Source organism: Kitasatospora sp. NPDC004531, assembly GCF_053602195.1.
On the sequence record NZ_JBSGDD010000149.1, the window covers coordinates 1 to 9,228 of the forward strand.

General features: G+C 70.6%; 8 protein-coding genes and 1 pseudogene. 4 read left to right on the top strand and 5 right to left on the bottom strand.

The features are described 5' to 3' along the window. Positions 1 to 189 precede the first annotated feature (189 nt). A pseudogene (locus ACWEMJ_RS32560) lies at positions 190 to 408 on the bottom strand (IS701 family transposase); the annotation flags it as partial. 303 nt (positions 409 to 711) lie between these two features. After that, positions 712 to 1,134: a hypothetical protein gene (locus ACWEMJ_RS32565; protein WP_452140747.1), complete on the bottom strand. Its 423-nt coding sequence runs from the start codon at positions 1,132 to 1,134 to the stop codon at positions 712 to 714. A 432-nt stretch (positions 1,135 to 1,566) separates the two neighbouring features. Here ACWEMJ_RS32565 and ACWEMJ_RS32570 point away from each other — a divergent pair, with 432 nt between their 5' ends. Genes ACWEMJ_RS32570 through ACWEMJ_RS32580 form a run of 3 tightly spaced genes read left to right on the top strand, consistent with a single transcriptional unit; the run spans position 1,567 to position 4,601 of the window. Then, the gene (locus tag ACWEMJ_RS32570) at positions 1,567 to 1,902 is read left to right on the top strand and encodes a hypothetical protein (RefSeq protein ID WP_452140748.1); all 336 of its coding nucleotides are present in this window, start codon (positions 1,567 to 1,569) and stop codon (positions 1,900 to 1,902) included. 18 nt (positions 1,903 to 1,920) lie between these two features. Further along, positions 1,921 to 3,210, top strand: coding sequence for a YcaO-like family protein (locus ACWEMJ_RS32575; RefSeq protein WP_452140749.1), 1,290 nt, complete (start codon positions 1,921 to 1,923; stop codon positions 3,208 to 3,210). After that, positions 3,189 to 4,601 carry a TfuA-like protein gene (locus tag ACWEMJ_RS32580; protein ID WP_452140750.1) on the top strand — a complete coding sequence of 471 codons (1,413 nt, stop codon included), beginning with the start codon at positions 3,189 to 3,191 and terminating at the stop codon, positions 4,599 to 4,601. The genes ACWEMJ_RS32575 and ACWEMJ_RS32580 overlap by 22 nt, the downstream gene beginning before the upstream one ends. Before the next feature lie 90 nt (positions 4,602 to 4,691). Here ACWEMJ_RS32580 and ACWEMJ_RS32585 read toward each other — a convergent pair whose 3' ends face one another. The 3 genes from ACWEMJ_RS32585 to ACWEMJ_RS32595 form a co-directional block, all read right to left on the bottom strand. Then, entirely contained in the window at positions 4,692 to 5,783 is a 1,092-nt protein-coding gene (locus ACWEMJ_RS32585; RefSeq protein ID WP_452140751.1) for an arylcarboxylate reductase, read from the bottom strand. Continuing rightward, positions 5,780 to 6,742 carry an ACP S-malonyltransferase gene (locus ACWEMJ_RS32590; RefSeq protein ID WP_452140752.1) on the bottom strand — a complete coding sequence of 321 codons (963 nt, stop codon included), beginning with the start codon at positions 6,740 to 6,742 and terminating at the stop codon, positions 5,780 to 5,782. Before ACWEMJ_RS32590 ends, ACWEMJ_RS32585 begins: the two co-directional genes overlap by 4 nt. A gap of 374 nt (positions 6,743 to 7,116) precedes the next feature. Beyond that, positions 7,117 to 7,878: a thioesterase II family protein gene (locus ACWEMJ_RS32595; protein ID WP_452140753.1), complete on the bottom strand. Its 762-nt coding sequence runs from the start codon at positions 7,876 to 7,878 to the stop codon at positions 7,117 to 7,119. Between the two features lie 636 nt (positions 7,879 to 8,514). Here ACWEMJ_RS32595 and ACWEMJ_RS32600 point away from each other — a divergent pair. After that, the coding region (locus ACWEMJ_RS32600; protein ID WP_452140754.1) for an AfsR/SARP family transcriptional regulator at positions 8,515 to 9,228 on the top strand (714 nt) is incomplete at its 3' end.

Genomic DNA, 9,228 nt, shown 5'->3' on the forward strand with positions numbered 1-9,228 from the left:
GCCACCGGACCACGTCCGGTGGCTCCGCCGGGCTCCCGCACGCCCGGCTCCCCGTCCCGGCCGCCTCGCCAGTCCGGTCGGTTCGCGACGACCGGTTTCGGCGACCCCTTGACCCCCGGTCAAGTGCGCCTACTATCTTGCTGGTTGGCGGGCCACCCGACGGGTCGCGAGCAGGCGGCCAACTCGTCGGATCCGCGGGCCATGGGCACCCTCGCCACACGAACGACGCTTCCGCTGCTGCCGGGACAGGTCGGCGATCGGATCGTGGAACGGGTGGTCCAGAGCCCGCCGGATGACGACGGTGTCGTGCCGGGTGGTGGCCACGACGTGGAAGACGCCGGCCTCTTCCGACTCGCTCCGCAGGCCCTTGCCGCAGCCGTATCCGGCGTCCGCGGTCACCCACCGGAAGTTCCCCGCGGGCCTCGGCCCTCACCGCCGCCCGTCGCAGGCGTCCGCCGGCCCGAACTCGTGGGCCTCGGCCAGCCGGACGTTAGCCGGGCGTGAGTCGGCCGCTGCCCGGGGCTCGTCTGCGCAGTGCCGCAACCCTCCCGGCCTGCGGTGCCAGTCGGACGTTGTCCGGGCGAGGACGACGGGCGCACCGAACTGCCGGACCTGATCGCTCGGGCACTCGCCGCGTCCTTCGGGGACGACGCCGTCGCCACCCGCCGGAAGGGCTGAAGCGTCACACCGCCGAATCTCCGGCTCGGGTCGCTAGCACCTGTTCAGGAGCGTCAGGTCGTTCTGCCAGCCGTAGGCGTCCAGGTAGGTTTCGGAAGCGTAGACGCCGCTGTTGCCGCTGTCGTCGTCGGTCCTCAACCAGACGCTGCTGGTGCGGCCGTTCTCCGGCGCGGTGTACTGCTGGCCGTACGTCCAGCAGGAGAAGTAGTGCTTCCCCTTGTACAGCCGGCCGGCGCGCCAGCGGATGTCGGCAGCCGGTGCCCGGTACGTCCACTGGTCGTAGTCCGTGTTCATGGCGACGGGGAAGAGCGGGGCGGACGCGACGGTGGTGGTCTTCGGGACGGTGTCGGTGGGTTCGGCCGCACCCGCGCCGGCCGTCGTGGTGAGGACGAGCGCGGCGGCGGCCACTGTGGTGGCCGCGCACTTCGCGGCGGATGTGATCAGGTTGCGTGACATGGAAACTCTCCCGTTGGCTTCCTGGTGCTGACGCCCGGCCCGGCCGGCTCACCGCAAGTCTTCCGGTGACGCCCCGTCGGCGCGTTGAAGGTTTTTGCTCGATTCCCGCCGCATGCCCCGTGGCGCCGCGGCGGCAGCCAATCGGTGGGCAGCGTCCGCCAGTTGGGGGGTGACGCTCGGCTCCGGCGCAGCCGCAGCGGACCCGAGCGGCGGGCTCGGCGGCCGTGGCGCGGGAGGCTCGACCGGTCCTGGGCGGCAGGTGAGGCGCCCGACTCGCGCTGCGGCAGCGCGCGGTTAGAGTGTGCCGTAGTTCGGACATTCTTCCCGAATCGGTCAGAACGGCGGTCGGCAGACTGGAGCTCGGCTGCAGGCGCCACTGGCCCGCTCCGCGCGAATGAGTGCGCGCCGTACCGCAGTGTCCAGGAGGGACAGATGGCCACGCCGCCCAAGGGCCCGGAAGCCCGTGAACAGATCCTCGCTCTTGCCCAACGCCTGCGCCACGACCCGGACTTCCTGGCCCAGGTCGAGGCCGTGATCAACGGTGGCAAGGAGACGGACAACATCGATCTGAACGCCTTCACCTTGCTGTTCACCCGCGACGACGTGGTCGAGGCACTGCAGAGCATCCGCCACTCGGCACGGGCCGAGCACCTGGACGGCAAGGACCTCGTCGCGCTGATGCCGCGGTCGGAGGACGCGCTGTCCAACGGTGTCGCCGCCGCGATCGTCGCTGCTGCCGCCGCCACCGCAGCCGCCGCGGCCGTGTGACAGCGAAATGGACATGTCGTGACCACGGTCGACGCGGTGATGCTGGCAGGTACGGCGCATCGGGCCGCGAAGCAGTACCGCCACGGCACACACCGTGCCGTCGCCCCGGAGGAGACCCTTGAGCGGATCCGGCCGTTCTACGCCCGGGTCGGTCTGACGCGGCTTGCCAACATCACGCACCTCGACCGGATCGGCATCCCGGTGACGCTGGGGATCCGGCCCAACAGCCCGACGATGTCCAACTCTTCGGGCAAAGGGTTCTCGCTGTCGGCGGCGAAGGCATCGGCGGCGATGGAGGCCATCGAGATCTGGCACGCCGAGAACATCGCCCTGACCGACATCGTCGCCTCGTACGACCAGATCGCCGCCGACCACCGGTCCATTCCTCGGGACCGGCTCGCGTTGACCCGCAACTCGCTGTTCAACACGTCCTGGCCCTACCGGTGGCTGACGGCCTGGGACCTCGTGGCTCAGGCGCCCGTGCCGGTCCCGGCAGGCGCTGTGCACATGGCGGGCCGCAGAGCACTGCATCAACTCGGCTCCTTCCAGCTCAGCTCCAACGGGCTGGCCTCCGGCAACCATCTGCTGGAGGCCGTCGCCGCTGCCGTGTACGAGGTCGTCGAACGTGATGCGGTCACCTGCCACCGAATGGCCTGGGCCGGTTTCGGAACGCCGCCACCACGGGTGCGCCTGGACACGATCGCCGACCCGCTCGTGCGCGATCTGCTGGACCGCCTTCGCGCCGCCGACGTCGTGCCGCTGCTGTTCGACTGCACCGTGGACACCGACGTACCCGTGTTCCTCGCGCTCATCTACGACAAGGTCAACCGCCAGGTCGGCGTCTACCGCGGGCAGGGCGCTCACCTCGATCCCGCCATCGCGATGATCCGCGCGTTGACCGAGGCCGCACAGTCGCGCGCCGTCTACATCGCCGGCTCCCGCGACGACGTCTTCCGCGACACCTTCGCCCGGCTCAAGCGCCAGGACGACGAGTCGATGATCGCCCGCCTGACGGGAGTGCCCGAGACCGTCGATGCCACGGCCGTTCCCGACCGATCCACGCCCACCTTCGAAGGCGACATCCAGCTCATCATCCGGAGTCTCGACCGGCTGGGCCTCGACCAGGTGCTCGTCCTGGACCTCAGCCGGGACGAGTTCCCGATCAGCGTCGTCAAAGTGATCGTTCCGGGCCTCGAAGGCTACATGCTCGGCAATTACGTCCCCGGGCCGCGTGCTCTGAACTTCATGGCACAGCAGGCCCAGCGCGCCGCGACGACGGAGGGCACATGCGAATTGCGGTATTTCTAGGCCCTTCCCTTCCGGTCGGCGAAGCCCGGCAGATTCTCGACGCCGAATACCTCCCGCCGGCACGCCAGGCGGACATCGCCACCCTCGCCGCCCGGGACGACAAGCCGGATGTCATTCTGCTGATCGACGGTGTCTTCATGCAGTCGCTGTCGGTGTGGCACAACGAAATCCTCTACGCCCTTCAACGCGGAGTGCGCGTCTACGGCGCCAGCAGTATGGGCGCGCTGCGCGCAGCGGAAACCTCCGCGTTCGGAATGGTGGGCATCGGCGAGATCTACCGGATGTACGCCGACGGAATCTTGGAGGACGATGACGAAGTCGCCCTGACATACGCCTACGACGAGCCGGAAATCGGATACATTGCCACCTCGGTGCCGATGGTCAACATCCGGGCGACCCTCGACGAGGCAACCCGTTCCGGCCGCTTGGACTCTGCCACCGCCTCGAAAGCGGCCGCCATCGCCAAGTCGATCTACTTCACGGAACGCACGGTCCCGGCCGTGCTGCGTCGGGCGGCCGAGAACGGCCTGCCGAGCGCCGGCGTCGACAGCCTGCGCGACGTCTTCCGCGACCACTACGTCGACCTCAAACGGCTCGACGCCGTCACCGCCCTGCACTCCCTGGCAGCGCTGCCCGACAGCTCACCGGCCCCGAAGCCCGAGTTCACGTTCGAACCCAGCTACGTCTTCGAGACTCTGTACAACCGCGACCGGGACGTGCGGCACCTGGACACCGACCTCCCGCTGGCCGCCGTCCCCAACTACATTGCGCTGCATCACCCCAGCTTCGACGAGCTCAATGCCAACGCGTTCAACCGCGTCATGGCACTCGTGCTCGGGGCACTCGTCGGCGTCGTGCCCACGGAATTGGAGATCGACGAGGAGAGCGAACGGTTCCGTCGTCGTCACCGGCTCACCGACGACGCTGCGCTGGCCGATTGGCGTGCCGTCAACGACGTCAATGCCGACGAGTTCCGGATGCTGATGCGGGAGGCGGCCACCTGCCGCAAACTGCACCGGTGGTGGATGAGCAGCCGATTCCTGGACCGGAACACCCGGATTGTCCTGGACCACATGCGGCTCAATGGCAGCTATCGCGAATGGGCGGAACGTGCGGCGGACCAGGAGGCGACCGTTCGACGCCACTTTCCCGAGTTCCCCGATTCCGCGACCGACCGGCCGCCCCTCGAAGAGCTGGTTTCCGAACAGCTCAATTACACGGACTGGGCGGCACATGTCGACCTTGTTTCCTGGTGCGAGGACTTCGGGTTCCACACGGCCGAGGATCTCCATCTCGAACTGCTGCGCTCCCACCTCTACCGCCGGGTGCAGACCCGCGTGGAGGCGGCCCTGATCGGGCTGTCGAATGCGGGCGCCCGGAATGCGCCGTAGTCGGAATGCCGAGTGCGGAGCCGCCTGGCAACCGCCCTCCGGGGGGCGCCCGTCGGTGGTCGGGGTCGGGCGCCCCCTGCGGGCGGCGGGTCAGTAGAGGCCTTCGGGGGACGAGCTGGCGATCTGGAGGGGGCGGACGTTGGCGACGCCGTCGGTGGGCCAGTGGGCGGTGGGGTGACGGAGGGCCTGGTCGCGTTCCAGGATGTTGGGGAGGAAGAGGTCCTCGTGCAGGACGGTGAGCCGGACCTGGCCGACCGTGCCGGGGGCGACCTGGATCGAGGGGTCGCCCTTGTCGACCACCGCCATGGTGACCTGCGGGTAGTTCGGGACGTAGCTGATCAGTTCGCCGTCCCGCTCGACGTCCAGGCAGGCCGCGTTGCCGAAGGTGTTGCCGTAGGTCAGTCCGCAGATCCCGCCCTGCAGGGCAGCGGTGAAAGTCCGGTACATGTCGGCGCTGATCTGGGTGCCGCTGAGGCGGACGCCGTCGAGGGCGGCGACCAGGTCGGGCCGCCGCTGGCGGAGGGCCTGGAAGAGGGCGGGAGTGGTGTTGACGTAGTGGACCCGGCCCGGCGCGAGGACGTCGGCGATCTGCTCCAGCAGGTGGGTGGTGTAGTCGCCGACCTCGGCCAGGCGTCCCGCCCGGATCAGGCGTTTCACCCAGCGGGGGTCCATGTCCACGGCGTACACCTGGCCGGCGTGGAGTTCGGAGACCTCGTGGACGCCGTTGCCGATCAGGTGCGGTCCGGTGGGGGTGGCCTGCAGCCAGATGCGGCCCGGTGCGAAGCCCTCCCGGACGAAGGACCAGCGGCGCCAGAGCGCCCGGTGCCGCAGCATGTCGGGGGTGTAGAACGCCCGGCAGGGGCTGCCGGTGGTGCCCCCGGAGTCCCAGACCCGGCCGACGAGCGGCCTGGGCACCGCCAGCGGGACGAGGTCCGCGGGGTCCTGGGTGCGCAGCCGGTCGAGCGGGAACGGGCCGAAGGCCACGAGCTGGTCGTAGCGGGTGATGTCGCGCGGGTCGAAGTCCAGCCGGGGGGCCTGCGCGAGCCAGTAGGGGCTTCCGGAGACCGGGTCGAAGTGCCGCCGGAGCACGGTGCGGGTCCACGCGTCGAGGTCGGTGTCCAGCCAGCGCGCGATCTGGTCGTCCGCGTCCGGGTCGGTGCCGGTGGCGAGGGCGGCGGTCACGACAGGGCCGGGGTGCCGGTGAGGTCGATGCCGAGCTCGTAGGCGGTGGTCAGGGCCTGCTCGACGTGCTCGGGCCGCTCGATGTGCACCACCGGGAAGGGGAACGCCAGCATGCCCTCGGGGATCGAGGGGCCCATCACCAGCCCGAGCTGTACGCCCTGCTCCTTCATCCCGGTGTAGACGTCGACCAGGCTGATCGGGTCCGTGGAGTTGCGCTGGAAGAGGTCCCTGACGTCGGCGGCGGTGCGCAGGACCTTGGGCTCCAGGCAGGACAGCAGCGGGAGTTCGGGGTCGCGGAAGGGGATCGCGTCGATCCGCGGGGCCATGAAGTCGCGGTAGGGCCGACGCAGCGGGGTGTGGACGGCGATGGTGCGGCCGGGGAGCGGGACGACCGTTCCGGGCGGGGCCTCGGCGGCGAGCGCGCCGAGCGCTTCGGCGTGGCCGGCGAGCATCATGATGCGCCGGGTGCCGTCGACGGTGGGGCCGAAGTCGCCCGCCAGGTAGACGCCGGGGACGTTCTCGCCGGGGTGGGCGGGGGCGTCGTCGGCAAGGGAGCCGAAGGCGATGGCTATGCCCTGCTGCGGGTCGTCGGCGGGCGGTTCGGGGGTGTCGCGGGAGCCGGCCAGCATCTCGAACAGTTCGCGCCGTCCCAGCGCTCCGGCGAGGCAGCTGGCGGTCATCGCGCCGAGGCTGAGGCCGCCGATGGCCGCGGGGCGCAGGTTGAACGAGGCGAGCACGTCGTGGACGCCGATCGCGAGGGCGGCTTCGCGGACGGTGCCGACGCTCTGGCGTTCCTCCTGGGCGGTCGGGAGGTCCTCCTCCAGGATCTGTCCGACCGTCAGCCCGGTCCACGCGGAGACTTGTTCGTACCAGCCCTGGACGACCTCGTAGGTCCGGTAGAGCTCCAGGCCGTGCGGCTCGGTCCCGACGCCGCCGCCGAACAGGTACCCCAGACTCATGACAGCTCCTGTGAATTGGTGTGAAAGGAGGGAACAGTGGTGCGGCTGGGGCGTGGTGCAGCAGAAGTGAACCCCACCGCACAACCCCACCGCACAATGCCACGGAATCCGGCGTCCGGGGGACGCTCGGCAACGTGTCTCGTGATGCGCTATCGAGACGATATCCGGATCTGGGAAAATATCCGGCCGCACGGCGGCGGGCGGTATTCACCGCCTTCCGAAAGGGTTTTTCGGGACCGTGCTCCGCGGGATTCCCACGGCGAACGGCGCACCGCCTCCCGGCCAGGATTCGAGGAATTCCGGGAGAACGCGAGGTGGCCCGATCCCGACGCCGGGCACTCCGCGGGAGTGCGCCCGGGAAGCCGGCCGCGCTTTCAGGCGCGCAGCGCGCCGGTGAGGTGGTCGCGGAGCAGGCCGGTCACCTCGTCCGCCCGGTCGGTGAGGTAGAAGTGCCCGCCGGGGAAGACCTTGAGGTCGAACGCGGCCGTCGTGCGGTCGCGCCAGCGGGCGGCCTCGGGGACGGGCGCCCACTGGTCCTGGTCGCCCACCAGGGCGGTGACCGGGCAGGTGACCGCGGCGTCGCGGTCGGCGCGGTAGGCCGCCACCGCGCGGTAGTCGCCGCGCAGCGCGGGCAGCACCATGCCCAGCAGTTCCTCGTCCTCCAGGAGGCGGGCGTCGGTGCCGCTCATGGCCTTGAGCTCGGCCACGATGCCCTCGTCGTCGACCGGGTGGGAGGCGTCGGGGCGGTCCGCGGACGGGCCCTTGCGGCCGGAGAGGAAGAGGTGGTCGATCCGGCCGCCCGCGCGCTCGATCCGCCGGGCCGTCTCGAAGGCGACCAGCGCGCCCATGCTGTGCCCGAAGAAGGTCAGGGGGAGGTCGTCCCAGCGGCGCAGCGCTTCGGACACCTCGTCGGCGACGCGGTGCAGGTCGTGGATGCCGGCCTCCTCCCTGCGGTCCTGCCGGCCGGGGTACTGCACGGCCAGGACGTCGACCGGGCCGTGCAGGGCGGCGGAGACCGGGAAGTAGAAGCTCGCCGAGCCGCCCGCGTGCGGGAAGCAGACCAGTCGGCGCACGGCCGTCGGCGAGGGATGGAAGCGACGGCACCACCGGTCGCTGTCCAGAGAGAGGGAGGTCATGTCGGCCTTTCATTCTCTTCTCGGAATCCGCGCAGTGCCGACGGGCGGGGTGTGGTGATCGGGCGGGAAATCCTTCGCACCGGCGGGCCGTCTCGTGCGCGCTTGTACAGGGAGCTTCGATCGACGGTGATCGGACACTCACGGGCACCGCATATGACAGCCTGCCATACCGCTCGGAATGTCAGCAAGTACCCACCGGAGCGCATCGATCCGCTCATGGGCGGGTGCAATTCCGGCCATCTTCTTCCGGGATTGGCGAGGACGTCGCGATCCGGGGCAATCGCGTGGGATTTACTGGATGCGACTCGGCGGCACCGGTCCGGCAGGACCGCGTACCGCCGATGCGGCGGGGGTGATCGGGGGCGGTCGGCCCCTGCCGCGGGGGGCGATGGGCGGGCCGTGCCGGCCGCCGTGACGACGTCGCGCAGCGCCGGCTCGCCGGCCCGGCACGAGCGCAGGACCCGTACTCCAGGAACACCCCTGTACAGACCCGACAGGACCGCGTTGACGCGTACACGGTCCCCCAAGAGGCTGGCGGCAGTCGTGCCCGCCGGCCGCGTGACGAAGAGGACTCCCGCCTTGAACTTCCTGCTGCTGGGCCCGCTCTCGATCCGGTTGAACGCGTGTGAGGTGCACGTGTCCGCGCCGAGGCAACGCGTGGTCATGGCAGCGCTCCTGTTCAATGCCAACCGGGTGATCTCGGTCGACCGGATCGCCGAGTACGTCTGGGACGGCGCCCCGCCGCCGAGCGCCGCCGCGACCATCCGCACCTACGTGATGCGCCTGCGGCAGTCGCTGGGCGAGATCGCCTCCGCCCGGATCCTCACCCGGGCGCCGGGCTACCTCCTCGAACTCGGCGAGCACGAGAGCGATCTGGGGCAGTTCACGGCCCACCGCCGGCGCGCGGCGGAGCTGGCCGAGCGCGGCGACCTGGAGGGCTCCTCCGCCGCGCTGGCCGACGCGCTCGCGCTGTGGCGCGAGGAGCCGCTGGCGGACATCCCGTCGCAGACGCTGCGCGACGTGGAGGGCCGCTACCTCCAGGAGCTCCGCCTGCAGACCATGGAGCTGCGCTTCGACACCGAGTTGGCGCTGCAGCGGCACGCCGAGGTCGTGCCGGAGCTGGTGCGGCTGGTGCGCGAGCACCCCATGCGGGAGGCCCTGGTGGGCAAGCTGATGCTGGCGCTGTTCCGCTCGGGACGGCAGTCGGAGGCCCTGGACCTCTACCGGCGCACCCGGGTGCTGCTGGTCGAGCCCACCGCGAAGGGGTGTGAAGCAGATGGGGGCGGGCACACCGCTGCGCAGGGCAGGGGGGCCGGCGCCGGCCTTGGCGCAGCGCAGCATCTCCTGGGC